22 protein-coding genes and 1 pseudogene are annotated in these 24,674 nt (G+C 62.3%); 10 read left to right on the top strand and 13 right to left on the bottom strand.

Annotated elements, in window-relative coordinates; all coding sequences use genetic code 11:
• Positions 1-902: 902 nt before the first annotated feature.
• A pseudogene (locus X730_RS1000000168605) lies at positions 903-1,133 on the top strand (transposase); the annotation flags it as partial.
• 540 nt (positions 1,134-1,673) lie between these two features.
• Here X730_RS1000000168605 and X730_RS153685 read toward each other — a convergent pair.
• From X730_RS153685 to X730_RS153720, 11 genes are all read right to left on the bottom strand, one after another.
• Positions 1,674-2,210: a dihydrofolate reductase family protein gene (locus X730_RS153685; protein WP_023697685.1), complete on the bottom strand. Its 537-nt coding sequence runs from the start codon at positions 2,208-2,210 to the stop codon at positions 1,674-1,676.
• A gap of 113 nt (positions 2,211-2,323) precedes the next feature.
• Entirely contained in the window at positions 2,324-2,992 is a 669-nt protein-coding gene (locus X730_RS0133590; RefSeq protein ID WP_050588100.1) for a 4'-phosphopantetheinyl transferase superfamily protein, read from the bottom strand.
• Complete coding sequence (locus X730_RS153690; RefSeq protein WP_023697683.1) at positions 2,989-3,447, bottom strand: GNAT family N-acetyltransferase; 459 nt, start codon at positions 3,445-3,447, stop codon at positions 2,989-2,991. The genes X730_RS0133590 and X730_RS153690 overlap by 4 nt, the downstream gene beginning before the upstream one ends.
• On the bottom strand, positions 3,447-7,535 hold the full coding sequence (locus X730_RS153695; RefSeq protein WP_023826139.1) for a Pls/PosA family non-ribosomal peptide synthetase: 4,089 nt from the start codon (positions 7,533-7,535) through the stop codon (positions 3,447-3,449). Before X730_RS153695 ends, X730_RS153690 begins: the two co-directional genes overlap by 1 nt.
• A gap of 305 nt (positions 7,536-7,840) precedes the next feature.
• The gene (locus X730_RS1000000168600) at positions 7,841-8,563 is read right to left on the bottom strand and encodes an MFS transporter (protein ID WP_245261337.1); all 723 of its coding nucleotides are present in this window, start codon (positions 8,561-8,563) and stop codon (positions 7,841-7,843) included.
• Positions 8,542-9,021, bottom strand: coding sequence for an MFS transporter (locus X730_RS1000000168595; RefSeq protein ID WP_245261336.1), 480 nt, complete (start codon positions 9,019-9,021; stop codon positions 8,542-8,544). Before X730_RS1000000168595 ends, X730_RS1000000168600 begins: the two co-directional genes overlap by 22 nt.
• 29 nt (positions 9,022-9,050) lie before the next feature.
• Positions 9,051-9,485 (bottom strand): lipocalin-like domain-containing protein, encoded by a 435-nt coding sequence (locus X730_RS153700; RefSeq protein ID WP_245261335.1) that lies wholly within the window; start codon positions 9,483-9,485, stop codon positions 9,051-9,053.
• 54 nt (positions 9,486-9,539) lie between these two features.
• Complete coding sequence (locus X730_RS153705) at positions 9,540-10,556, bottom strand: zinc-dependent alcohol dehydrogenase family protein (RefSeq protein WP_023826137.1); 1,017 nt, start codon at positions 10,554-10,556, stop codon at positions 9,540-9,542.
• A 23-nt stretch (positions 10,557-10,579) separates the two neighbouring features.
• Positions 10,580-10,975, bottom strand: a complete 396-nt coding sequence (locus X730_RS153710; protein WP_023826136.1) for a cupin domain-containing protein — start codon at positions 10,973-10,975, stop codon at positions 10,580-10,582.
• A 19-nt stretch (positions 10,976-10,994) separates the two neighbouring features.
• Entirely contained in the window at positions 10,995-11,459 is a 465-nt protein-coding gene (locus X730_RS153715) for a cyclophilin-like fold protein (protein WP_023826135.1), read from the bottom strand.
• Complete coding sequence (locus X730_RS153720) at positions 11,456-12,646, bottom strand: MFS transporter (RefSeq protein ID WP_031196808.1); 1,191 nt, start codon at positions 12,644-12,646, stop codon at positions 11,456-11,458. Before X730_RS153720 ends, X730_RS153715 begins: the two co-directional genes overlap by 4 nt.
• Before the next feature lie 148 nt (positions 12,647-12,794).
• Here X730_RS153720 and X730_RS153725 point away from each other — a divergent pair, with 148 nt between their 5' ends.
• The 3 genes from X730_RS153725 (at position 12,795) to X730_RS1000000167490 (ending at position 16,005) form a co-directional block, all read left to right on the top strand.
• A complete protein-coding gene (locus X730_RS153725; RefSeq protein WP_023826133.1) occupies positions 12,795-13,688 on the top strand; it encodes a LysR family transcriptional regulator in 894 nt (297 codons plus the stop codon).
• Positions 13,689-14,059: 371 nt separating this feature from the next.
• Positions 14,060-15,076: a thymidylate synthase gene (locus X730_RS1000000166100; RefSeq protein WP_023826132.1), complete on the top strand. Its 1,017-nt coding sequence runs from the start codon at positions 14,060-14,062 to the stop codon at positions 15,074-15,076.
• Entirely contained in the window at positions 15,073-16,005 is a 933-nt protein-coding gene (locus X730_RS1000000167490; RefSeq protein ID WP_023824523.1) for a hypothetical protein, read from the top strand. Before X730_RS1000000166100 ends, X730_RS1000000167490 begins: the two co-directional genes overlap by 4 nt.
• Here X730_RS1000000167490 and X730_RS153740 read toward each other — a convergent pair.
• Together X730_RS153740 and X730_RS153745 are read right to left on the bottom strand one after the other, a co-directional pair.
• Positions 15,991-17,100, bottom strand: a complete 1,110-nt coding sequence (locus X730_RS153740) for an ImmA/IrrE family metallo-endopeptidase (RefSeq protein ID WP_023826131.1) — start codon at positions 17,098-17,100, stop codon at positions 15,991-15,993. The genes X730_RS1000000167490 and X730_RS153740 overlap by 15 nt on opposite strands.
• Entirely contained in the window at positions 17,090-17,356 is a 267-nt protein-coding gene (locus X730_RS153745; RefSeq protein ID WP_155922436.1) for a hypothetical protein, read from the bottom strand. Before X730_RS153745 ends, X730_RS153740 begins: the two co-directional genes overlap by 11 nt.
• A 203-nt stretch (positions 17,357-17,559) precedes the next feature.
• Between X730_RS153745 and X730_RS153750 the strand changes: the two genes are divergently transcribed.
• From X730_RS153750 to X730_RS153775, 6 genes are all read left to right on the top strand, one after another.
• The gene (locus X730_RS153750) at positions 17,560-18,204 is read left to right on the top strand and encodes an AbiV family abortive infection protein (protein ID WP_023824526.1); all 645 of its coding nucleotides are present in this window, start codon (positions 17,560-17,562) and stop codon (positions 18,202-18,204) included.
• Between the two features lie 194 nt (positions 18,205-18,398).
• Entirely contained in the window at positions 18,399-19,457 is a 1,059-nt protein-coding gene (locus tag X730_RS153755; protein ID WP_023826130.1) for a LacI family DNA-binding transcriptional regulator, read from the top strand.
• 69 nt (positions 19,458-19,526) lie between these two features.
• Positions 19,527-20,768: a sugar ABC transporter substrate-binding protein gene (locus X730_RS153760; RefSeq protein WP_023826129.1), complete on the top strand. Its 1,242-nt coding sequence runs from the start codon at positions 19,527-19,529 to the stop codon at positions 20,766-20,768.
• Between the two features lie 122 nt (positions 20,769-20,890).
• Entirely contained in the window at positions 20,891-21,811 is a 921-nt protein-coding gene (locus tag X730_RS153765; protein WP_023826128.1) for a sugar ABC transporter permease, read from the top strand.
• The gene (locus tag X730_RS153770; protein WP_023826127.1) at positions 21,811-22,668 is read left to right on the top strand and encodes a carbohydrate ABC transporter permease; all 858 of its coding nucleotides are present in this window, start codon (positions 21,811-21,813) and stop codon (positions 22,666-22,668) included. Before X730_RS153765 ends, X730_RS153770 begins: the two co-directional genes overlap by 1 nt.
• A gap of 38 nt (positions 22,669-22,706) precedes the next feature.
• Positions 22,707-24,674: a glycoside hydrolase family 127 protein gene (locus X730_RS153775; protein ID WP_023826126.1), complete on the top strand. Its 1,968-nt coding sequence runs from the start codon at positions 22,707-22,709 to the stop codon at positions 24,672-24,674.

Genomic DNA, 24,674 nt, shown 5'->3' with positions numbered 1-24,674 from the left:
GCCCGCGAGACGAAGGCGTTCCTGCGCCCGCGCGGCGTCAGGTCGGCGAGCGACCTGTTGCGCCTGACACTGGCTTACTGCCTTGGCAAGGTTGGCATGCGGGGCGTCGTGGCCTGGGCGGCGGCGAGCGGGATTGCCGACATTTCGGACGTGGCGTTGCTTGGCCGGCTGCGCAATGCAGGACCATGGCTGCAGCAGTTGATTGGGCACCTTTTGAAGCGCGAGGATGCAGGTTTGGCCAAAGGCCGGCTGATCCGCATCCTCGATGCGACAGCGGTTGCCAAGGCCGGTGCGTATGAGAAGAAGAACAATGGTCTTTGGCGCATGCACTGCGCCTTTNCATGGCTGCAGCAGTTGATTGGGCACCTTTTGAAGCGCGAGGATGCAGGTTTGGCCAAAGGCCGACTGGTTCGCATCCTCGATGCGACAGCGGTTGCCAAGGCCGGTGCGTATGAGAAGAAGAACAATGGTCTTTGGCGCATGCACTGCGCCTTCGAGCTTGAGCGCGAGCAGTTCGACTTCATCGAGATCACCGACCAGAGCGAGGCCGAGCTGATCGACCGCGTGCCGGTGGTGCCGGGCGAGATCCGCATCGGTGACCGCGCCTATCTGCAGGCCGAGCGGATCGCAAAGGTGATGGCGCAAGGCGGCGATGTTGTTGTGCGCGCGTCGTGGAAAAACGCGCGATGGCTCGACGCCAACGGCAGGGCGTTCGATCTCATCGGCTACCTGGAGAGCTGCCGGGAGGAAGTCTGCGAAACGCCTGCCCGGCTGGCACTCAAGAAGGGCGAGCCTGTGAAGATNGCAGGGCGTTCGATCTCATCGGCTACCTGGAGAGCTGCCGGGAGGAAGTCTGCGAAACGCCTGCCCGGCTGGCACTCAAGAAGGGCGAGCCTGTGAAGATGCGCCTGATCGCCTTGCGCAAATCCGAGGCCGCGGCACAAGAAGCGCGGCGCAAAATCAACAAGGAAGCCAGGGCCAAGGGCAACAAGGTTCAACCGCAGACGCTGATTGCGGCCGGCTTCGTCCTGCTTGTGACCTCGCTTGACCGGGAGGAGTTTCCCGCCGATACGGTCCTCAAGCTCTACCGCATGCGCTGGCGCATCGAACTCGCCTTCAAGCGCCTGAAGAGCNTTTCCCGCCGATACGGTCCTCAAGCTCTACCGCATGCGCTGGCGCATCGAACTCGCCTTCAAGCGCCTGAAGAGCCTGATCGGGCTGCGCTCTCCTCCCGCCAAAGACCCAAGGATCGCAAGGTCTTGGATCCTTGCACACTTCCTCATCGCGCTTGTGACCGAACCCCTCTCGCAGGAGTTGGGTGTCTCTCCCCCTTGAGCGACGGGCGCCCGCTACTGTGGCGCGCCACCCGCCAGATCGTCGCCTCTCTGATCGCGACCATCTTTACTCAACCTTCCTTGGCGGCCCTGCGCCAAAATCTCCATGCCTTGCGATATCGCTGGCGCGAACCACCACGAAAGCGCAAATTTCAGTCCATGCCAAAGCTATCTTAGCGCCTATGCCCTCGAGGGGGAGATGGCCGGCAGGCCAGAGGGGGTCGTCTCGCGTGAAGCTAGACCTCCTACTGTCGATAGGAGGTTGCGTCAGGACGGACCGACCGCCTCTGTCGCCTTCGGCGACATCTCCCCTAAAGGGGAGATTACCCCACCAGCGTCTCACACCCTCCCAGCCGCATATTCCAGCGCCACCACGCCATTGCTGAACTGTACGGTCGAGATCGGCTCCAACGCCACCGGCATATCGGGCGGGAACAGCTTCTTGCCCTCCCCGACGGAGCCAGGGTAGCTCAGCAGCCTGACGCGATCGACCAGACCATGGCGCAGCAATTCCCGCGCGACGCTCAGGCTGCCATGCACATAGATGTTGCCGCCGCTGCCTTGCTTCAGCGCCCGAACCGCTTCCGGCAACACACCCTTCAGCAACTCGGCCGGTTTCCAGTCGAGTGCCTTCGGGCTTGTCGACGCGACATATTTCGGCAGCGCATTGAACCGGTCGGCGAAATCTCCGGTTTCCTTGGGCCAAGAGCCGGCAAAAATCTCGTAGGTCGTGCGCCCCAGAAGCATGGCCCCGCTGTCGGCAAGCTCGTCCTCCTTGAACCTTTGCATCTCATCGTTCCAGGTCACGCTGGGCAGCTTCTCGACCTCGGCGATGCCATCGATGCTGATGAACTCGGTGATAATAAGGTTTCTCATGGCGCTCTCCTTCTTCTGTCAAAGGACGAACCGTGTGAGCCTTTTGCGACCGCTCTGCGAAAAAAAAGCGCTTTGTTGAGCAGGCGTTGCTGTCGGGCGCTGGCCCATCGCGCTTAAAGGGGGGCGCTTCGGACACCATCGACAAACGCCAGAACGACCACACACGGAGCAACGCAGTAAACCAGTTTCGCTCTGCGGCCCGTCTTCGTCACAGCGTCGCTTGCGTCGAGATCGACGGTGATGTCCTCATAGCCCAGCACTTCGCCATCAAGCGGGTAGGCGGCCTTGTAGACAGCTTCCTTGGCGGCAAAAAGGATGCGACCGGCAAGACACAAGTCGGTTGCGTCGATCCGGTCAGCGGGGACTGCAACCAGCGCGAAGATGTCGTCGGGCAGGGGCAAAGCGGGCTCGATATCGATGCCGAGCGAGGCGACGTGGGAGAGCGGCGCGACGGCCGCCACGGCTATCTCGTCGTCGTGAGCCAGCGACCCCGTTACTCCATGAGGCCATACCGGTGCGCCGGAGGAGCCGCGGAGGATAGCGACGTCGTTCAAGCCCATATCCGCCAGCAGCTCGTGCGCGATCCACCGCGCCGCGCCACTCGCCCGCCGCATCAGCGGCAGGCGTGACGGGATGGAGCGTGCTTCCTGCGGCAGCAAATGGTTCTCATCGCCTTCGCGGATCGTGCGGCATCCGATCCGAACGCCGGCCGGTGCCATGGCGGCCATCGCCGCCAGCAACTGCGCCGACAGGCTGGCACCGGCATTGAGCCGGCGCGTCATGGCTGTTCGCCCCGCAGAGCGAGGTCGGCGATCATTTCCCCGTCCTCGTCGGGCCCTTCTTCGACGAAACCGGCAGCGCGATAGAGGCGGCGTGCCGCTTCATTCCCAGGTTCGTAGCAGATCGAAACGTGGCTGATGTGGCCGAGCCGCATGATTTCATCCAGCACTTCGCGCAAAGCGGCCTTGCCGTAGCCTTGGCCCTGATGGACGCGATCGATCATGAAGCGGTAGATCCGCGCCTCGTCGTCGTCCTGCGGCGCCTCGTACATCAGGAAACCGACGACGCGATCCCCTGCCATGACGACGCGCGGCCGAGCGTCCCCGTCGCTTTCGGCTTCGTCCAGCGACTCCGCATTGCTGGCGACGAAATCCATCTGATCCGCAGCCAGTTCCAGAGCCGCGACCAGGGCCCGGTTGGCCCCGGTCACCGAAACGAGGCGGATGTCTGCGCTCATCAAGCCGTTGCCTTGACGCTATCCTCCGGCACCGGCGTGACGAAGCGATGCAGCTTGGCCGGGTTGCCCCGCCAGATCGAGTTGGGCTCCAGCTCTTCGCCCTTCATCACGAAGGAGTCCGCATCGACCATCGAGCCTTTGCCCATCACCACGCCGTAGTGGACAAAGGCGGAAGGCCCGAGCGTGCAGCCATCGCAGATGCGGATGAAATCGGACTTGAACGCGCCTTCTTCCAGCGAATGGGCCTGGATCACGCAGCCCTCGTTGAGCGTGACGTCGTCGCCGATCTCGACCAGCGAACGCTCGGTCAAATTGCTGCCGCCGTCATAGACCCGGCTGCCGACCTTGACGCCGAGCAGGCGCAGGATCATCGGCCGGAACGGCGTGCCGGCAAACAGGCGCACGATCGGCGAATCCGCCAGCTTCCAGTGGCGTTCGTGGCGCCAGAAGGCGACGTCGTAGATCGTCGTCATCTGCGGCTTCAGCCGGCCAAAGCCAAGGCTTGCCCGCTCGACCAGAATGTAGAACGGAATGGTGATCGCCGAGGTCAAAAGCACAGCGGCGAACAGGGCGACCTCCGCCCATTCCGTATAGTAGTTCAGCGCCCGGTCCCAGATCGCCAGCGTGGCGAACAGCATGACCCATTGCGTTGCCAGGAACAGAAGAATGGTCACCAGGTTGTGGCGGTTCTTGTGCGGGATGCGCCGGCGCCGGTCGGCCTCGTCGACGCCGGCGATAAGCTCCTTGTCGCGGTTCACCATGCGCGGGATTTCAAACGCGGGCGAACCGAGAAGGCCGACATTGTGGCGCACCGGCCCGTCGATGGGGATCATCACCTTGGTGCCGAGCAGCACGTTGTCGCCGGTGCGGCCGTCCGGGGGATAATAGATGTTGTTGCCGAGATAGTTGCGTTCGCCGATGCGCGTCGGCTCGAGCCTGAAGGCCGAGGCGGATTTGTGCATGTTGATCATGAACAGCCCGTCCGAGACCATGGTCTCGGTGCCGATCTCGCACAGAAGCGGATTTTCGTGCTGCTGGTTGGAGCCGAAATTGGAGCCGGTCTGCACCACTCTGTTGAGGTTCCAGCCGATGGCGCGCATGTAGTGCACGATGGCCGAGCTGTCGCCGGCCAGGAGCCCGAGCACGCGGGAATTGCTGGCGAATTCGGCGACGGTCTGCAGCCAGTAGCGGAAACCGTAAAGCGTGTAGGTGCGGCCCGGCTTCAAGATGAGGCTGGTCAGGCGCGGCACCAGCGTCGCTGCCAGGAAAGCCGCCGCGATATAGCCGAAAAGCGTGACCGTGGTGCCGATTGCGACAAGGCCGATCGTCTCCTGATAGTCGTCGCCGACATATTCCCAGTAGCTGTGGAACAGGAGCGGCAGCGGGGTGACAAGGCCAAACAGGCCGACCAGCTGCAGCGCTTCATAGAGGAAGCGCCGGACCTGGTAAGGATTGACATTGCGCACCTTGCAATAGTCCGCCGTGGTCGGCACCGCCGGCGATCCATGCCAGTGCTCGCCGTCCGGGATGCTTTGCCCGCGATGCAGCGAGGACGAATGGCCGAGCTGGGCGCCGTTGCCGATGCTGGTGTCGATATCGAGCGTGGAGCCGACGCCGACGAAGGCATCGCGGCCGATGGTCAGCGGCCCGGTGTGGATATAACCGGACTGGGCCCTGAAGCCGAGGATCATCGATTCCTTGCGCAGGATGGTGTTGGCGCCGATGGAAATAAGATCCGTGCAGACGGGCACGGATTTCGATTCGATGACGGCGTTTTTCCCGAGCTTGGTGCCGAGCAGCTGCAGATAGAGGCTGTAGAGCGGGCTGCCGCGGAACAGCACGACGGGCGCGGTGCGGATCAATGTCTTGACCACCCAGAAGCGGAAGTAGCGCACGCCCCAGATCGGAAACGCCTCGGCCTTCCAGCGGCCGATGAGCACCCATTTAGCAAGGACGGCAAAGCCCGACATGCCGAAGAACACGGCCGCCGAAAGCGCCACGCACCGGATATAGAGCTGCAGCGGATCGTCGAGCGCGTCATACATCCAGTTGAGGCCGTCATTGATCGCCCAGAGCGCCACGTAGCTGTAGAGGCCGTAGAACGAAAGCTGCGCCGCGCCGCAGGTCCAGTAGGCGAAATTCGAGGCCCGGCGGGTGAGGACCGGCTCGTTGGTTGCCGTCGTCATCTCCTCCGCTACCCCCAGATGCAGCGCCAGGCGCGCCACTGTGGGATAGAGATAGATGTCGCGCATCGACGTCGTCGCCCATTCCTTCCTGGTGCGCACGCGCGCGCAGAAATGCGCCATCAGCAAGGAGTTGGCGCCGAGATCGTCGAAGAAGTGATCCTCGACCGACACCGCGTCGAATTTCAGCACCGTGGCCAGCGCTTCCGCCAGGAAACGCTCGTCCTCATTGGCGGGCGGCACTATGGCGCGATCTGCCGAAAGCCGAACACTCGTCGGCCTCGGCAGCTGGCGCAAATCCACCTTGTTGGAGACCGTCATCGGGATGGCGGGCAGCTCCTCCAGATAGGCGGGCACCATATAGTCCGGCAGCCGCCGCTTCATCGTCTGGGCGAGATCCCCTCGGGAAATCGCCGCTACGCCGGTTTTAAGCGCGTAATAGGCAACCAGTTCGACGCGGCCGGGCTCGATCTCCCAGGTGGTGACGGCGGCCTGCGCGATCTCGGGCTGGTCGAGCAGCACCGCCTCGATCTCGCCGAGCTCGATGCGATATCCGCGAATCTTCACCTGCGTGTCGATGCGCCCGGCATACTCGATCTCGCCGCTATCGTTGATCCGGCCAAGATCGCCGGTGCGGTAGATGCGCTGCGAGGGGTTGTTCGGCAGGCCGACGAAATCGGCGATGAATTTCTGGTCGGTCAGGTCCGGCCGGTTCAGATAACCGACGGCGAGCCCGATGCCGGCAATGCCGATCTCGCCCAGTTCACCGGGCTCGGCAAGTTGCGGCAGCGAAGCGTCGAGAATGACGATCGAGTAAGTCGGCAACGGCGCCCCGATCGTGACGGGACGGTCCGGCGTCAGCGCCCCCATCGTTGCGGTGACGGTCGCCTCGGTCGGCCCGTAGGTGTTGAGGATCTGCCGGCCCGGCTTCGACCAGCGCACCACCAGATTGTGCGGGCAGGCCTCGCCGCCCACCAGAAGCGTGCGCAGGCTGGGAACGTCCGATGTCATCGATGACAACAATGTCGGGCTGCAGGCCATGCAGGTGATGTCATGGAGGCGCAGGAAATCCGCCAGTTCCTCGCCCACCAGCGGCATCTGGCCAGGTGCCGGCACCACCGTCGCGCCGGCGACGAACGGCACCCAGATCTCTTCGGAGGAAAAGTCGAAGGCAATGGTCATGCCCTGATACACCCGGTCGCCCGGCCGGTAGCCGTAGGAGGCGGCGGCGACGTGTATAAAATTGACGAAGCTCTGGTGCGTGATGACCACACCCTTGGGCTTGCCGGTGGTACCCGAGGTATAGAGGATGTAGCAGATGTCGTCGGTCGCCTGCGGCTTCAGCGGCGCGGGCGACTGTGCGGAAATTTCGGCGGCGGCGCTGTCGATCAGCACATGGGGAACGGGCAGTTGACCGGCGCGCGACGCATAGGCGGCGATGGTGACGATCATGCTGACGGCGGCGTCTTCGATGATCAGCGCCATCCGCTCCTGCGGAAACGCGGTAGCCAGCGGCACGAAGGCAGCCCCCGCCTTCATCACCGCCAGCAACGCGACATAGGTTTCCGCCGATCGGTCGAGAATGAGCCCGACCCGGTGGCCCGGCCGCACGCCGTGCTTGATCAGCATGCGGGCGAACTGGTTGGCGCGGCTGTTCAGCTCCTGATAGGTCCACACGCGCCCTTCGGAGATCACCGCCGGCAGTGCGGCAAACGTTACGGCGAGCTTCTCGAACACCGTATCGAGCCGCTCACCCGGCTGCCGGGCAAAGTCGGCGCCCGTCAGGACCTGGCCGTTCCTTGTCGGGCCGCGAGCGATCCGTGCCAGCGCATCGATGCCTGGCAGGCCGCCGATCGGTGTTGCCGCGTCGCTGTCCAGTTCGGCGATATCGTAGTCCATGTCCATACTCTCTCGTCCTGGCCGGGCATTGCCCGGCTGTTCATGCCGCCGCTGGAGCAGGCACTGCGCCGCCGCTGCGATTTTGTTGGTGGAGGGCTTCCAAAAAGGAAGTGCCCGGAATCCCGACGGGGAAGCTTATGCCACCCGATCTTTTCGCCGGTTTTTCCGAACTGTTGAATTTTGTTTCTGGAGTGTGTCTGGGAGGGGATTTGCCGGGCCTCGTCGACCCTTGCGGGGCAGGGGTTCAGCCTCAGTGGCGACCCGGAAAGAGACTATGAGCGAACCTCATGCAGACGGCGCCGGCGAGCTGTCTATAATGGAGCGCTACGGCGACCCAGCAGCAGAGCTATGCCCAACGCCGGAAGCGTTGCCGCCGCGACGGCGAAGAAGACGAATTGCAGCCCCGTCGACGCGGCGACCAGGCCGAGCGCCGGACTGCCGAAGCCGAGCGCCACGTCGAGGAAGACGGTGTAGAGTCCCATGGCCAGGCCGCGGCTGCGCGACGGAAGACGGCTTACGGCCTCGGCGCCGAGGCCGGGATAGACCAGCGAGTAGCCGAGGCCAGTCAGGCCCGCTCCAATCGCGGCGACAACAGGCCCGGTCGCAAGCCAGATCAGCATCAGCCCTGCCGCCTCGACCGCGACGAAGATCACGGCGACGCGTGCGCCTCCAAGCCTGTCGGGCAGGTGGCCGAAGCACAGCCTTGCCACAATCAGAGACGCAGCATAGGCCGTGAAAGGAAGCCATACCGGCTGCCAGCCCCGCTCGGCGAAGAGCAGGGCGCCGAAGCCCAGAATAGCACCATAGCCGAGGCTGCTGAAAGCAGCTCCGACGCCAGGAAGCCAGACCGCTTTCGCCACGCTCCTCCATGACTGCAGCACGCTGCCCGCGGCGGCGCTGGTGCCGCGCATCGGCAGGATGGCAAGCAGCGTCGCCAGCGGCAGGACGATTGTCGCGAGCGCGACCGCGGTGAAACCGCTCGCTGCATAGAGCGCAGATCCGACCGGCGCTCCTAGCGCGAGCGCCGCAAACATCGCCGTGCCCACCAGGCTATGACTTTTCCGGAGTTCTGTCCGCCCGCAACGGAGAGGCCCCAGGCGACGCCGCCGGTGATGATGAAGCTCTCGGACGCGCCCAGCACCGCCCGGCCGGCGAACAGCGCCGATGCGGACGCTACCGGCCGGTCGAGCAATGCCAGCGAGCCGAGGTAAAATAACCCGGCAAGGGCAGCGGCAATGAGGCCGACGACGACGGCGCGCTTGCCGCCGCGTCCATCGGCATAGTTTCCAGCCCCGATGCGCGACAGCATCGAGGCGACGAACGGGCTGCCCGTCACTAGCCCGACTGCGAAGGGGCCGAAGCCGAGCTGCAGGTGAAGATGCAGCGGCAGGACGGGTAGCGCCAGGCCGATCAGCAGGAAGCCGGCGAAGACGGCCGCCATGATCGGCACCAGCTCCGCCATGACGCCATCTCGGTCTGAAATCCGCGCCATCTTGGCCATCGGCAACCCAACTGTTCGGATCAGTAGCGTTCGTAGGTCACGCGCCAGCCTTCGGCCGGGTTGTCAGGCGTGAGGACCAGTTTGTTGCCCGAGACCTCGAATTTGCGTTTCATGCTCTTGCCGACAAGGTTGCGGACCAGGGAGGACTCGATCGTGATGACGAAGGTCTTGTCCTGGTCGTTGATGGCGACCGGCCCGTAATAGGCTTCGTAGCCATTCGCCGTGTAAGGCGTGTCCGGCGCCTTGGGGTCGGGGTTCTGCGCCTGCACAGAGAGGGTGCCGGCCTCGGTGAAGATGACCTGGCCGGAATAGGACACGGGCTTGAGGTTTCGCTCGGCGCCGGCCTCGAGCGAAATCATGCGCCATGCGCCGATGATCGCGGATTCTTGCGAGAAAGCCGGCGTGGCGACCGAAAGCGCAAGCGCAAGCGCGGCAATCTTCAATCTCATAGTCATATGTCGTCCCTTTTCTGAGTTGTGGGTGCGCACAGGCCGTCCGCCCGATCTTGCTCACACCGAAAGCATGACCTTGATGGCGCGACGCTCGTCCATGGCGCGGTAGCCTTCAGCGACCTCGGCCAACGGCAGCTTGAGGTCGAAGACCTTGCCGGGCTTGATCCGACCTTGCAGCACACGGTCCATCAGGTCGGGCAGGAAGCGGCGCACCGGCGCCGGGCCGCCCAGCATTCGTTTCTGGCCGAAGAATAGTTTTTGGCCGTCGAAGTTCACGCCGTGCGGCACGCCGACATAGCCGATGGTGCCGCCGGGGCGGGAGCAGGCCAGCGCCTGGTCGAAGGATTCTCCCGTGCCGACGCATTCCAGCACGGAGTCCGCGCCGACACCCTTGGTGAGTTCCTTGATGCGGGCCACGCCTTCCTCGCCGCGCTCGGCGACGATGTCGGTGGCGCCGAAGTCGCGGGCGAGTGTTTGGCGGCTGGCGTGCCGACTCATGGCGATGATGCGCTCGGCGCCCATCTCCTTGGCCGCAAGCACGCCCATCAGGCCGACCGCACCGTCGCCGACCACCACCACCGTCGATCCTTCGCGGACCTCGGCTGCGTCGGCCGCATACCAGCCGGTGCCGAGCACATCGGACACAGCCAGCAGGTCAGGGATGAGTTCGGCCGGCGGCACCTCGGCGGTGGCGACCAGTGTGCCATCGGCCAACGGCACGCGGGCGTAAGGCGCCTGCGCGCCCGACATGAACTCGCGCTGCACGCAAGACGACTGGAAGCCGAAGCGGCAATGCGGGCAGGTGTTGTCCGAGAGGCAGAACGAGCCGACGACGAACTGGCCGGGACGGACGGTGCGCACCTCTGCGCCGACCTCGACGACGATGCCGCAATATTCGTGGCCCATATGCATCGGCCCGGCGACCGGCTGCAGCCCGCGATAAGGCCACAGGTCCGAGCCGCAGATGCAGCTTGCCGACAGCTTGATGATGGCGTCCGTCGGTCGCATGATTTTCGGATCGGCGATTTCCTCGCAGCGTATGTCGCCCGGTTTGTGAAGAACGGTTGCAAGCATGTTGGTTCCTTCCGAGCAGAAGATCAGGCGCCGTAATCGGCGTCGCTGACATGTTCCAGCCAGTCCACGACCTTGCCATCCTTGACCTCCTGGAGGGCAATGTGGGTCATGGCGGTCTGAGGCGACGCGCCGTGCCAGTGCTTTTCGCCGGGCGCGAACCAGACGACGTCGCCCGGACGGATTTCGTCGACCGGGCCACCTTCGCGCTGCACGCGGCCCAGGCCGGAGACGACGATCAGCGTCTGGCCGAGCGGATGCGTGTGCCAGGCGGTGCGGGCGCCGGGCTCGAAGGTCACCTGTGCGCCTTGAACCCGCTCGGCGTCGAAGGGATTGAACAGCGGATCGATCCGCACCGTTCCGGTGAACCAGTCAGGCGGTCCCTTGCCGGAAGGCCTGGTGCCGGCGCGAAGAATGTCCATGGTGATCTCCTTTGCGTCCTCAAATGCGTTCGATGCGAAGCGGGAATTTGCCGCGAATGTGGAGGGCCTGCTCGCCCTCGTCGAAGCGGCCAAGCCTGATCAGCCCGGGGTGGCGGTAGTCGGCGTAGAACATCGCCAGGTTGCCCCAGGGCATGAAATAGCACAGGTCGTAGGGTTGCTCGTCGGCGAACGGACCGCTTCCCTCCTCGGTCAGCTTGCGTGGCAGATAGGCGATCTTCTCGTTGTGGGCGTAGTCCTCGATCTCGAGGTCGAGCGGCAGCATGGAGAAGAAGTCGCGCGCCGACGGATTGTCGTAGAGCGTGGCGGTCATGGTGCGGCCGTTGAAAATCATCCTGATCTTCATGTCGGTGGGCTCCTGGCTGACGGGAGATTCCTGGCTGGCGGCTGTGCGAGGCAGGGCCGCCACCGCGAGCGCGGCGCCGAGCAATGTCCGGCGGCTGAGCGGCGCACGTTCGATCGTCATGGCAAAGACCTCCGGGCCATATGCGCTGCGGCAAGGGCGCCGAGCGCCGATCCGCAGAGCAGGACCGCGCCCAGAGTGAACGGTGCCCACCAGCCGACCGTATCGAACAGCGTGCCGCCGATCGCGGCGCCGCCGGTGATGGCGAGCTGGATGACGGCTACCTGCAACCCGCCGCCGGCCTCCGCGTCGTTCGGCAATGTTCGGCTGAGCCACGTGCCCCAACCGACCGGCGCGGCCATGCCGAAGAAGCCCCAGGCAACGAGCAGCAGCGCTGTGGGACCCGGGAGTGCACCGAGGGCGATGAGCGCGGCGGCCAGCGCAGCCATGACCAGCGGGATGACGGTGAGGATGCTGAACAGACGCGTGCGCAAAAGCCGGCCGACGCACCATGTGCCGAGCACCCCGGCCAGCCCCATCGCCAGCAGGACCGCCGAGAGGACGGCGATGTCGAGCCGCGTGACGTTCTCGAGGAAGGGCCGCAGATAGGTGAAGAGCGCGAACTGGCCCATGAACAGCATCATAATCGACGCCATGCCGGTAGCGACAGGAAGACGGCCGAGCAGCGCCAGCGGATTGCCGGCACGCTTCCTGCGGCGCGGCGGCAGCGCCGGCAGGCTTGTCCACTGCCAGGCCAGCGCCAGGAGACCAAACGGCACGACGAGGAAGAAAGCGCCGCGCCAGCCGAGATAGGCGCCGAGAAAACTGCCCAGCGGCGCGGCGATGGTAGCCGCAATGGCATTGCCGGCGTTCAGCATGGCGAGACCCTTCGGAACCATGTCTTGCGGCACGAGGCGCATGACGATCGCGGTCGACATCGACCAGAACCCGCCGATCGCGATGCCGAGCAGCGCCCGGCCGACCATGAGCAACGCGTAGTTCGGCGCGAAGGTGACAGCCAGACCGGACACGATGAGGAGGAGGGTGAAGCCGGTCACGACCAGTCGGCGGTCGATGTGGCGCGTGAGGCCGGCGACCAGCAGGCTGGTCACGACGGCGAAAGCGCCCGAAATCGAGATCGCCTGTCCCGCGCGGCCCTCGGTGATGCCGAGATCGGCCGCTAGCGGCGACAGCAGGCTGACGGGCATGAATTCCGACGCGATGAGCACGAAAACACACAGCGCCATCGACAACACCGCGCCCCATGGGGCGCGGTGTTCAACAAGCCTTGTGTCGTATGTGGTTTCCATGATTGGCTTCCTGGCAAAGTGACCGGACGGATCAGCCGCCAATCCCCATCGCTGCCAGAAGATATTGCAGGGGAACCCATTTAAGTAGACTAAGCAATCCGCATGGACTTATCTGCTCATGATATGAATGTCCGATGGGAGGTGCCCTATGCAGCGCGATGGCATGAAGGATCTGCTCTGGTTCGTGGCGGTCGCCCGGGAGCGCAGTTTCACCAGGGCGGCGGCAAAGCTCGGAACCTCGCAGTCGACCCTGAGTTCGACAATCAAGGAGCTTGAAGCTCGTCTTGGCGTCCGCCTGCTGACGCGTACGACGCGGAGCGTCTCTCCGACGGAGGCCGGCGAGCGACTTTTCCAATCTCTCGTTCCCCGCTTCGAGGAAATCGAATCCGACCTCGCAAGCCTGGTGGCGTTTCGCGACAAGCCCTCCGGAACGGTCCGCATCACCCTGTCCGACCATGCGCTCCAGACGACCGTCTGGCCGAAGCTCCAGCCCGTGCTCAACGACAATCCCGACGTGCGCGTCGAGCTCTACAGCGACAACGGCATGAAGAACATTGTGGAGGAGCGCTTCGACGCAGGCGTGCGGCTTGGCGAGAGCATCGACAGGGATATGATCGCAGTGCGCATCGGGCCCGATTGGAGGCTCGTGGCCGTGGCTTCGCCCGACTACTTTTCCCGCCATCCGGTTCCGACCGCGCCCCAGGACCTGGTCGATCATGACTGCATCAATATGCGGCAGGCGACGTTCGGCGGATTGTATGCCTGGGAATTCGCCAGGGATGGCCGCGACCTTCGTGTGCGGGTGGAGGGCCAACTCACCTTCAATTCGTCCATTCCCATGATCGAGGCTGCGACAAGCGGTTTCGGGATCGCCTACGTCCCGGAAAACCTCGTCAGCCACCACATCGCCGAGGGACGCCTCAGGCTCGTGCTTGACGACTGGAGCCCGCCTTTTGCCGGCTATCACCTCTACTATCCGAGCAGGCGACAGCTCTCCCCTGCGATGGCGGTGATCATCGACGCGCTCCGCCATCGCATCTGACCGCAGGGACAGTTTGGATCATGAAGCTGAGCTTAAATGGCAGGTTCTACCGCCAGGCTCTTTGATTTCTACGCTACGGAAGCTGCTTTGCGCCTGGTTCCTGTCATCCAGGTGGCCTTTGGCATGCTCCTGAAACTGCCGGTCTGTTTAGGTCGCAGCAATGTCCATGACGGGTGGATTCGAACAGGCCCGCCGCGCCCATCAGCCCATCGCCCATCGCGGGAGGCTGCGGGTGAACTCGACTTTGGGTCGCGATGCCGGAACAGATAACTTTCGATCCGAGACAGACGATACTTCTAAATTTGATATCCGGTTGCTGAAATTGTGCGACAGTGCCTCATCCGATTCGGAAGGGTGACTGGACGCATACAATGTACGTGGTGCGGGAAACTCTCGATGATCTACTCGGCGTAGTCTACCGAAGATTACTGAGAAGTCGTAATCGCTTGAGCCCTACCAAGGGACCAAACCGAGAGGAAACTGGAGTTCTACTAAAACTGGCGAATCCTAGAAATAGGTTCAGCCGGACTGAAGAAAGGGCAACACTTTTAAGCTGTCTAGGTGAGACGCTTTGGTACCTATCAGGGTCAGACACTCTCGATTTTGTCGAATACTACATACCAAAATACCGCGAATTCTCGAAAATTCCGCAGGAAGCGACTTCCACCACCGGCGCGTACGGACCGCGGCTCTTCGCAGGAAAACCTAACCAAATCAAACGGATCATTGACATGCTCAATGATCCGGACAAGCGCAGCACGCGCCAAGCAGTCGTCCAGATTTTTGACCAAGCGGACTTGGGGGAGAAGGATGTTCCCTGCACGTGCACGGTCCAGTTTTTCGCTCGGGGAGACTACCTTCATTGTCAAGTTTCCATGCGCTCCAACGACGCCTATCGCGGCTTGCCGCACGACGTGTTTGCATTCACCGTGCTCCAAGAACTGGTCGCCCGCAGTACCGATCTTGAAATCGGTACCTATAGCCATTCAGTAGGAAGCCTTCACCTCTACGACAGGGAAGAGGCGAGGGCCAAAAAATATATCGCCGCTGGCTGGCAGGATACGATTGGGATGCCGCCGATGCCGAAAGGGGATCCGTGGACTTCGGTCAGATGGCTGCTGGATATGGAACGCCAAATTCGAGAAGGGGCGACCGTTTTGGGCCGAACAGACGGAATAGACCCATATTGGATCGATTTGGCTCGGCTCCTTCTTGTAAAGAGACTGTTCGATCAGAAGGACCATCGCGGTGTCGTCAAACAGAAGAATCTGATGTCCTCGACTGTCTACGACGCCTTCATCCGAGGGAGGGAGGCAGAGCTTCCACAAGCATTCATACCCCAGCCTGATATTCCTGGGCTTGTTGTAGGGAAGGAAAAGCAGAGTTGAGCGCCGCGGAGCATCTAAGGATCGCTACCTTTCAGCAGGTACTACACGAGATCAACAACAACACCGTTCCTTTGCCTGGTCTCGCAACGGAGGATCAGTATAACTGTCTTGCTAAGCAGCTTGTTGACAGCCGGCGACGAATTGAGTTCGTTTTTCACATCCGTGACGGGCAGCACCATCCTTCGCGTGCCGACCCTGCTTCCGGCATGTTCGATCCGCTCAAAGCTGCAGTTCTCCACCTGCGCGCCGGCCGACGCGACGAAGCGTATTGGCTCGTATTCCTTGCTACTCATTTCGGGAAACATCAGGCCGACGGATGGGAGCTTACCCGGCAGATATACGGAAAAGTAGGAGGACCAAGCCGTTGGGACTGGGCCGCAATATCTCAGAATCCTGGAGCTTTCCGACCTTGGCTCGCCGTCAATGAGCAACTGCTTCGTATATGGCGCTTTAGCAACCATCGGAAGTACGAGAGCCTAAGAGCAGACTCGACAAAGGGTACAGCAAGAGTGTTCGAGACCTATGTTGCGTGGGTCGGTCCACCTCGCACCCATGCGGGGATGATCCATGACCTGCACGTCGAGGTTGGGCAGAACCCACAGGCGGTATTCGACAAGATGTATCGCTCAATGGATGACGTTATGCGCTTCGGTCGTCTCGGCCGCTTCGATTTTCTCACAATGCTTGGTAAGCTCGGTATTGCACCGATTGAGCCTGGCTCGGCCTATCTCTGGCACAGCGCTACTGGACCACTTCGCGGCGCTCGTCTGTTGTTCGGCGGAGCAGCAAATGCGAATTTGCGCGCCTCAGAACTGGACGACTTGCTGCTCCAGATCGACGCGAAGTTGAAGGTAGGGATGCAGGCATTGGAGGATAGCTTGTGCAATTGGCAGAAAAGTCCTGCGCAACACCTGCTATTTCGAGGATAGCTTCGTATCAAACTGAGACCACTCATAACGACGCTTTAGCGTGTTGAACTGGCCTCGGCCAAGCTGACCTGAGTGCTGTAATTGCCCTACAAGAACTCCGGGTGAGATGCCGATCTGCACTGCCAAACGAATGATGTCGTTGGCTCGAAATCGGATCTTTTCAAGCGAGCCTTTGAACTCCAAAGGTATCAGGGTGCGCTCGGCAAATTCGTTGGCCTCTTTCTCTTCCTTCTCAGCGACCTCGCTTCCATCTTCGAGAAACAGTGCATCCTTACCGTGCAGCAGAAGGTGGCCAACCTCGTGAAAGAACGTGAACCAGAAATGGTCATCTGACTTGTAGCGAAGCGTCAAGGCGATAAGCGCCTTCGTCGCTGAAAGGAAGCGTGTGGCGCCGCTTGCCCTGCATCCCGTGGGAGCCGGAGCGATTACGAGCGCAACACCGCATTCGGCACACAGTGCCTGCAAAAGTGGGATGAACTGCCATGGATGTTTCCGACGTGTCAAAGCACGCATCTCGGTCACCTTTAGCTTTAGGAGGGCAGGGTTCCAAAGCGCACATGGGATGAACTCACTCTGAAGCTCCGACCAGCGAAGCCATACTGCTACGGCTCCCGGTCTTGATTCGTAGGTGGGCGATGTTCGGAATGAGACTGCCGCTATGTCCTGTCCGTATCGGGCCTGCCATGAGACCTTGTCATCAACTCCAAAAAAATGCAGGAGAGTCGCGGCCAAATCCTCCTTGGCTGGTGCTGGAACCCAGCCAAATTTCACCATGTCCTTGACCGGAAATTGCGCCAGCCAAGTCTGCTGTTCTACCGTCTTCCTTCCCACAGTCCGTTCAAAATCAGCTCGGTAAATATGCTCTAGCTTCAACCAAAAAGAAGCTGATGAACCCACGGCCTTACTCAGGCGTTGCGCCAACGATTCGTCGATCTCTGTCTCCCCGATCAGAAGCCTATCTGCCTCCGGTTCAGGAAGATCGATGTGGGTGGCAAACGTCGCTAACGACATGCCGTGTTGATCCATAATGCGTGCGATTGTAGACCCAGGCGGATGCGTCCAATCGGGAGTGAAGGAGTCAGTTCTATCGTTCATCCGAGATGTCCATGATCTTTATCCGACTGACCTTGCCCCATAGGATCGCCTGGGAAGCATCCATCGGCGGGGTCGTGTGGTTCACTTGTATTTTCAGAAACACCCCAGCGGTCACTTGAATGGATGTTGACTGGCCGAGCCCTTTGGTGGGTGTCATATCGACATCCGGAAGGTCGTCAATGCAATCCGCAGCACGCAACTCAGCCAGAAGCGCCATAAGCGCTTTTGCCACATCCAGCCCAAATTCATCTTCCATTGCTATCGACGACTCGCATAGCCTTCGAAGCGCGATGCGATTGAAAGCTAGCTCCATTCGCTGCCTATTATTCCGATACCAAGCGACTCAAAATTAGCTTTGAGTGCAGTTTGCTTTAATGCGGCTACTTTGCAATCAAAACGATCAATTGCTGGACGCCAGTAGAGTCGCACCCAATTTCACAGAATATGGGATTATCGAGAATGAAAGATCTTAGCCTTCAGGCGATCTGTGAAGGAATGATAGCGATTCGTCACAACGCGTCTGAACTCCTAAAAGACGCGGAGTTACTTTACCAAAACAGCAGGATAAGCAGATCCTACGCTCTTTCGTATGTGGCTTGCGAAGAGGCCGGCAAGCTATCCATCCTTTTGGGCGCCGCCACTCAGATCGTTCTCGGCATTCCTGTCGACTGGAAGGTCACGGGAAAGCGCTTCAGATCACATGACTCGAAAGCAAGTCAGTTCATGGGATTGGCCAGCGCCGTGCCGTTGATCGAAGAGGCCGTAGCAGCCGAGAAAAAGGCCATCGACGTTGAAGACCTATTTATGAAGGCCGCCGCCGGAGTTGCTGTAGGGCCAGCTCTGTTCAGATATCGCAACGCTTCGATGTATTGCGATTTTGAGGACGGTTCATTTGTTACACCAGATGAGCGAATAAATGCTTCGATGGCTGAGCAGATGATTAAGTTTGCCAAGCAGCAAATTACTGCGGCCAATGTGCTGCTCGCCAGCTCAGCTGAAGAGACCGCGGCGAATATCGCCAAGCGAACGCGGCGAGATCGGTATGAATTGGTAATGTCGCTGGTAAGCAAGTTTGCGCAATCGCCTATGCCGCCCCGTCGTTGAGCAGGCCGGTTGCCATGACAACCTGCGGGTTCGTTTGACGCCTCATTTCCGCTTGCCATCCCAAAATTCTCATCCTAGTCTCCCGTTGAGAAAACCTTTTCTCAAATTCCGCAGCATCTTCCATCCACCCACATGGACACGCCACGGCCCAGTAAGAGAAAACCTTTTCCCAACCGAGGACTTACACCCGCACCATGGCCCCCGACACGTTGCCACCACCCGCCAAGCAACCCGTCACCCTGCGCGAAGTCGCGGCGATGGCTGGCGTCAGTGTGGCCACGGCATCGAAGGCGCTGAACGGGCAGGGGCGGATGACCGCCGAGACGCGGCAGCGCATTCGCGAGACGGCGCAGCGTCTGGGCTTTCGCCCCAACAGCCTGGCGCAGAGCCTGCTGCGGCGCCGTTCCTTTACCGTCGGCCTGTTGACCAACGATACCTATGGTCGCTTTTCGCTGCCGGTCATGTCGGGCATTTCGGACGCGCTGGTCGATGCCGGCGTGTCGGTGTTCATGTGCAATGTCGAGGACGATCCGCGGCTGGCGCAGCTGCATGTCGAGGCGATGCTGGACAAGCGCATCGACGGCATAATCGCCAGCGGCAAGCGCATCGACCGCCATTTGCCGGTCGACCTCGCCAATCTCGGCGTGCCCGTCATCTACGCCTTCAGCCAGCCCGATCCCGATGCCATCGCCTTCGTCTCCGACGATGCCGGCGGGGCGCGGCTGGCGGTCGAGCATTTTTGCCGCCTCGGGCGGCGGCGCATCGCCCATGTCAGCGGTCCCGCCAGTTTTGCCGTGGTGAATGAGCGGGCACAGGCTTTTCGCGATGTGCTGGCCGCGCACGGCCTGCCGGTGACCGAGCCCTTGCTCGGCTCGTGGTCGGAAGCCTGGGGGCATGAAGCCGTCGGAAAGCTGTTCGACGGCCCAACGCTCTTCAACAAGAAGGGAGAGAAACCCGACGCCGTGTTCTGCGGCAACGACCAGATCGCGCGCGGCGTCATCGATGCGCTGCGCGAGCGCGGCTTAGGCGTGCCTGGCGACGTCGGCGTCATCGGCTTCGACAATTGGGAGATCGTGGCCGAGGCAACCCGCCCGCCGCTGACCTCGGTCGACATGAACCTGGCAGCGCTCGGCCGCGAGGCCGGCCTCACACTGCTTTCGCTCGTCGGTGGCGAACCCGCCGCGCCGGGCATTCGAAAACTGCCGTGCCGGCTGGTGGTGCGTCAGTCATGCGGCCGCCCATTGGACGGCTAGGAGAACGCGCGGCGCCATCTAAGGGAGCGCCGCAACAGGGAGGAGAACAGAACCATGAGGAGGAAAACCATGAAGACCATGATCGCCGGACTCGCCTTTGCGAGCATTCTGGGCACGCTAGCAACAGCTTCTGCCGCCGACACCGCCAACATCTGGGTTCGCGCCGACGGCTCGAACTTCATGCCGCGCATCGTCGATGCCTTCAACAAGGGCCATGAGAACCAGGTCAAGCTGGACATCATTCCCAATGCCGAGATCATCCCGAAATATGGCGCCGCCGCCGCCGGCGGCACGGCGCCCGACGCGCTGTCGCTCGACCTGATCTACACGCCGTCCTTTGCCGCCGCCGGCCAGCTCGAGGACATCACCGACTGGGCGAAATCGCTGCCCTATTTCGCCAGCCTGTCGCCGGCGCATGTCAAGACCGGCACCTACAAGGACCACATTTACGGGCTGCCGTTCTCGGCCGACGCCTCGGTGCTGATCTGGAACAAGAAACTGTTCAAGCAGGCGGGGCTCGATCCCGACAAGGGGCCGGCCAACTGGGCCGAGATCGAGGCCGATGCCGAAAAGGTCAACGCGCTCGGCGGCGACATCAAGGGCTTCTACTTCTCCGGCAATTGCGGCGGCTGCAACATCTTCACCTTCACGCCGCTGGTGTGGGCCTCGGGCGGCGATATCCTCTCCGAGGACGGCTCGAAGGCGACGCTGGACAGCCCGCAGCTGCGCGGCGCCATCGACCTCTACCGCTCGATGGTCAAGAAGGACCTGGTGCCGGCCGGCGCGCAGACCGACACCGGCGCCAACTTCTTTGCCGCCTTCGCCACCGGCAATATCGGCATTTCGCCGTCCGGCGCCTTCGCCATCGGCGCGCTCAACACGCAGTATCCGGATATCGATTATGGCGTCACCTTCCTGCCGGGCAAGGACAGCGGCTGGTCTTCGTTTGCCGGCGGCGACAATTTCGTCGTCACCAAGGGCACCAAGAAGCTCGCCGTGGTGAAGGAGTTTCTCGACTTCGCCTATTCGCTCGAAGGCCAGACCATCCTGGCCAAATACGGCAGCCTGCCGGTGCGCGGCGACATCGCCAAGGAGGCGCTGAAGGATCTCGATCCGCGCTACCAGATCGCCGCCGAAGCCATGGCCAAGGGCCGCACGCCCTATTCCGTGGTGTTCAACGACCTGATCAACTCGGCCAACGGTCCGTGGACGCAGATGATCAACGAGGTTGTCTTCGGCGACGACGTCGATGGCGCCATCGCCAATGCACAAGAGACCATGCAGTCGATCATCGACCAGGCGCAGAAATAAGGACTGGCCGGCGGCGAGGGCGCATGACGCCCCTGCCGTCGCAGGTCCTGATCCGGCCGCCCGATCCGTCTCCCTGGACGGGCGGCCGGCGCTCCTTACCCTCCCACTTGTGGGGAGGGTAAATGACCGCCACCACCACCACCCCGCCACGCGCCAGAAAACTGGTCGGCGTTGGCCGCCGGCAGTGGATCGGCCTGCTCTATGTCGCGCCGGCCGTGGCGCTGGTCGTCGTGTTCTTCATCATTCCCCTCGGCATGACCGCCTGGATGTCGCTGCACAACTGGCCGCTGATGGGCGAGCATTTTTACATCGGCTTCGACAATTACCGGGCGATCCTGCGCGACAACCGTTTCTGGAACGCGCTGAGCTTCACCGCCTACTACACCGTGATCGTCACCATCGTGATCTTCGCCGTCGCCTTTCCGCTGGCGCTGTTCATCGAAAAGCCCAGGCGGCTGACCGGCTTTTACCGGACATCCTTCTTCATGCCGGCGGTCGTCGGCTTCGCCTCGGCCAGCCTGCTGTGGTCGTGGCTGCTCAATGTCGATTCCGGCCTGTTCAGCCCGGCCGCCTACGATTTCGGCCTGACGGCGAAAAAGTTCAACCTCCTGGCGACGTTCCAGCCGGCCTTCTGGTCGATCATCGCCATGGTCGTCTGGAAGGTGGCGGGCTTCACCATGATCATCCTGATGACCGGCCTGCAGTCGATCCCGACCGATCTGCAGGAAGCCGCGATGATCGACGGGGCAGGGCCGTTCGCGCGCTTTCGCGCCATCACCCTGCCGCTGATGCGCCGCACGCTGGCGCTGGCGCTGATCCTGTCGATCGCCGGTTCGATCCTCGCCTTCGACCAGTTCTACATCATCCTGCGCGGCGGCCCCCGCAACCAGACGCTGACCGCCGTCTACTGGATCTTCAACCAGTCCTTCGTCTCGTTCAAGCTCGGCTATGGTGCGGCGCTGTCGATGATCCTGCTCGCCATCCTGGTGGCGCTCAGCCTGGTTCAGCTGTGGCTGCTGCGCAAGCCGGAGGGCATCGACTGATGGCGCAGGCAAGAAGCCGCAGCAGCCGCCTCTGGCTCAGGATCGCCGAGCATTCGACCGGCATGATCGCCTCAGTGCTGTTCATCGCGCCGATCGTCTGGGCCGTGCTGTCGACCTTCAAGCCGGCGCAGGAGGCGCGCCAGCCGCCGCTGCCGCCATGGCCGACGACAGGCTTCTCGATCGAGAACTACCGCACGCTCGACACCTTTGGCGACGGCCTCTGGCTGCCGGCGCAAAACAGCCTCTATGTCGCGTCGATGACGGTGATCCTGTCGGTCATCGTCAGCGTGCTGGCCGGCTATGGCTTTTCGCGCTTCCGCTTTCCCATGAAGGATGTGCTCTTCATTGTCATCCTGTCGACGATCATGATCCCGTTCCAGTCGATCCTGACGCCGATCTTCCTGGTGCTGACCAAGGTCGGCCTGCACAACACGCTGACCGGGCTGGTCCTGGTCTACACCACGCTGCAATTGCCGTTCTCGATCTTCATGATGCGCAACGCCTTCGACGCGGTGCCGCGCGAGATCGAGGAGGCCGCGCGCATGGACGGCGCCAACAACGTCACCATGCTGCTCAAGGTGATGCTGCCGCTGGTCTGGCCGGGCATCGTCACCATCGCGCTGTTTGCCTTCCTCGGCGCCTGGAACGAATTCCTGGCCGCCCTGGTGCTGATGACCGACCAGTCCAAATTCACGCTGCCTATCATGATGACCGCACTTCAGTCCGGCCGCTTCGGCGCCATCGACTGGGGCGCCGTGCAGGCGGGCGTCACAGTGATGATGGTGCCGTGCCTGGTGCTCTTCCTGTTGCTGCAGCGCTTCTACATCCGCGGCCTGATGGCCGGCGCGGTGAAATGACCCCCCGTGAAATGACCAATATCCAACGGAGTGACACGATGACCGTTCAACCATCCGCCAAGCCCGGCAAACTCGCCTTCCGCCCGCTGCCGGTGCCGCAGGTCGATGTCCGCGGCTTCTGGGGCGACCGTGTCGATGCCGTGGCGTCGCGCACCGCCGACATCCTCTACGAGCGCTGCGTCGAGGCGCGCATGCTGGAGCAGATCGACCCGGACCGGCCCTCGCCGGGCGTCGTCATTCCGTTCCATTCGCCGTCGCCCGACGAGGCTGCCAGCCCCGGCTTCACCGGCTCGACGGTGACGACGCAGATGTTCTGGGACTCCGATTGGGGCAAGACCATCGAGACCGCGGCCTATTCGCTCTACCGGCGCAAGAACGCGGCGCTCGAGAAGAAGATCGATGCCGTCATCGACCTCTACGGCAGACTGCAACAGGAAGACGGTTATCTCTCCAGCTGGTACCAGCGCATCCAGCCCGGCAAGCGCTGGACCAATCTGCGCGACTGCCACGAGCTCTATTGCGCCGGCCATCTGATCGAAGGCGCGGTCGCCTACTACCAGGCCACCGGCAAGCGCAAGCTGCTGGATATCATGTGCCGCTACGTCGACCATATCGCCGACACCTTCGGTCCGGAGCCGGGCAAGAAGAAGGGCTATTGCGGCCATGAGGAGATCGAGCTGGCGCTGGTCAAGCTGGCGCGGGCGACCGGCGAGCAGAAATACATGGACCTGGCCAGGTATTTCATCGACCAGCGCGGGCAACAGCCGCATTATTTCGACGAGGAGGCGCGTGCGCGCGGCGCCGACCCGAAGGCCTATCATTTCAAGACTTATGAGTACAACCAGTCGCACAAGCCGGTGCGCGAGCAGGACAAGGTCGTCGGCCATGCGGTCAGGGCGATGTACCTCTATTCCGGCATGGCCGACATCGCCACCGAATATGGCGACGACACGCTCAGGGTAGCGCTCGACCGTCTGTGGAACGATCTCACCACCAAGAACCTCTATGTCACCGGCGGCCTCGGGCCATCGGCGCACAATGAGGGCTTTACCAGCGACTACGACCTGCCCAACGAAACCGCCTATGCCGAGACCTGTGCCTCGGTCGGCCTCGTGTTCTGGGCCAGTCGCATGCTCGGCATGGGTCCCAACGCCCGCTACGCCGACATGATGGAGCGGGCACTCTACAACGGCTCGATCTCCGGCCTGTCGCTCGACGGCTCGCTGTTCTTCTACGAGAACCCGCTGGAGAGCCGGGGCAGGCACAATCGCTGGAAATGGCATCGCTGCCCCTGTTGCCCGCCGAATATCGGCCGCATGGTCGCCTCCATCGGCAGCTATTTCTACAGCCTGTCGGACGACGCGCTGGCCGTTCATCTCTACGGCGACAGCACCGCGCGCTTCGACATATCGAACCGGGCGGTCAGTCTGATTCAGACCAGCAATTATCCCTGGGATGGCGCGGTCTCGATCCGGATCGAAGCCGACGCTCCGGTGGAATTCACCTTGCACCTGCGCGTCCCGTCCTGGTGCGGCAAGGCGGCGCTCAAGATCAACGGCGCCGCCGTCGATCTGGACGGCATCACCAGCGACGGCTATGCCGCGATCCGGCGCGAGTGGCGCCAGGGCGACCGGGTCGAACTCGATCTCGAAATGTCGATCGCCCGTCTGTTCGCCAATCCGGAGGTGCGTCAGGACATCGGCCGCGTCGCACTTGCGCGCGGTCCGCTGATCTATTGCGTCGAGGAGACCGACAATGCCGGCCAGTTGCATCGGATCGCTCTGCCGCGAACGGCAAAAATCGAGGCGCATGCCGAGCCGAACCTGCTCGGCGGCATCGTCACGCTTTCGGCACTTGCCAGCAAGGAAGCCCAGGAAAACTGGGAAACCGGGCTCTATCGCACCGATCCGCCGGCGGTGAGCGAAACGAAAATCACCGCCGTCCCGTACTTTGCCTGGGACAACCGTGAACCCGGTGAGATGCTGGTCTGGCTGCGGGACGGATGA

Origin of the sequence: Mesorhizobium sp. L103C131B0 (genome assembly GCF_000502275.1) — a bacterium.
GTDB lineage: Bacteria > Pseudomonadota > Alphaproteobacteria > Rhizobiales > Rhizobiaceae > Mesorhizobium.
This window is presented reverse-complemented; position numbering and strand designations above follow the sequence as displayed.

Bases quoted from the DNA above. Each gene is read 5' to 3' on its own strand.
- X730_RS153685 (WP_023697685.1), bottom strand. From the start codon at position 2,210: ATGAGAAACCTTATTATCACCGAGTTCATCAGCATCGATGGCATCGCC.
- X730_RS0133590 (WP_050588100.1), bottom strand. From the start codon at position 2,992: ATGACGCGCCGGCTCAATGCCGGTGCCAGCCTGTCGGCGCAGTTGCTG.
- X730_RS153690 (WP_023697683.1), bottom strand. From the start codon at position 3,447: ATGAGCGCAGACATCCGCCTCGTTTCGGTGACCGGGGCCAACCGGGCC.
- X730_RS153695 (WP_023826139.1), bottom strand. From the start codon at position 7,535: ATGGACATGGACTACGATATCGCCGAACTGGACAGCGACGCGGCAACA.
- X730_RS1000000168600 (WP_245261337.1), bottom strand. From the start codon at position 8,563: ATGTTTGCGGCGCTCGCGCTAGGAGCGCCGGTCGGATCTGCGCTCTAT.
- X730_RS1000000168595 (WP_245261336.1), bottom strand. From the start codon at position 9,021: ATGGCGCGGATTTCAGACCGAGATGGCGTCATGGCGGAGCTGGTGCCG.
- X730_RS153700 (WP_245261335.1), bottom strand. From the start codon at position 9,485: ATGACTATGAGATTGAAGATTGCCGCGCTTGCGCTTGCGCTTTCGGTC.
- X730_RS153705 (WP_023826137.1), bottom strand. From the start codon at position 10,556: ATGCTTGCAACCGTTCTTCACAAACCGGGCGACATACGCTGCGAGGAA.
- X730_RS153710 (WP_023826136.1), bottom strand. From the start codon at position 10,975: ATGGACATTCTTCGCGCCGGCACCAGGCCTTCCGGCAAGGGACCGCCT.
- X730_RS153715 (WP_023826135.1), bottom strand. From the start codon at position 11,459: ATGACGATCGAACGTGCGCCGCTCAGCCGCCGGACATTGCTCGGCGCC.
- X730_RS153720 (WP_031196808.1), bottom strand. From the start codon at position 12,646: ATGGAAACCACATACGACACAAGGCTTGTTGAACACCGCGCCCCATGG.
- X730_RS153725 (WP_023826133.1), top strand. From the start codon at position 12,795: ATGCAGCGCGATGGCATGAAGGATCTGCTCTGGTTCGTGGCGGTCGCC.
- X730_RS1000000166100 (WP_023826132.1), top strand. From the start codon at position 14,060: ATGTACGTGGTGCGGGAAACTCTCGATGATCTACTCGGCGTAGTCTAC.
- X730_RS153740 (WP_023826131.1), bottom strand. From the start codon at position 17,100: ATGAACGATAGAACTGACTCCTTCACTCCCGATTGGACGCATCCGCCT.
- X730_RS153745 (WP_155922436.1), bottom strand. From the start codon at position 17,356: ATGGAAGATGAATTTGGGCTGGATGTGGCAAAAGCGCTTATGGCGCTT.
- X730_RS153750 (WP_023824526.1), top strand. From the start codon at position 17,560: ATGAAAGATCTTAGCCTTCAGGCGATCTGTGAAGGAATGATAGCGATT.
- X730_RS153755 (WP_023826130.1), top strand. From the start codon at position 18,399: ATGGCCCCCGACACGTTGCCACCACCCGCCAAGCAACCCGTCACCCTG.
- X730_RS153760 (WP_023826129.1), top strand. From the start codon at position 19,527: ATGAAGACCATGATCGCCGGACTCGCCTTTGCGAGCATTCTGGGCACG.
- X730_RS153765 (WP_023826128.1), top strand. From the start codon at position 20,891: ATGACCGCCACCACCACCACCCCGCCACGCGCCAGAAAACTGGTCGGC.
- X730_RS153770 (WP_023826127.1), top strand. From the start codon at position 21,811: ATGGCGCAGGCAAGAAGCCGCAGCAGCCGCCTCTGGCTCAGGATCGCC.
- X730_RS153775 (WP_023826126.1), top strand. From the start codon at position 22,707: ATGACCGTTCAACCATCCGCCAAGCCCGGCAAACTCGCCTTCCGCCCG.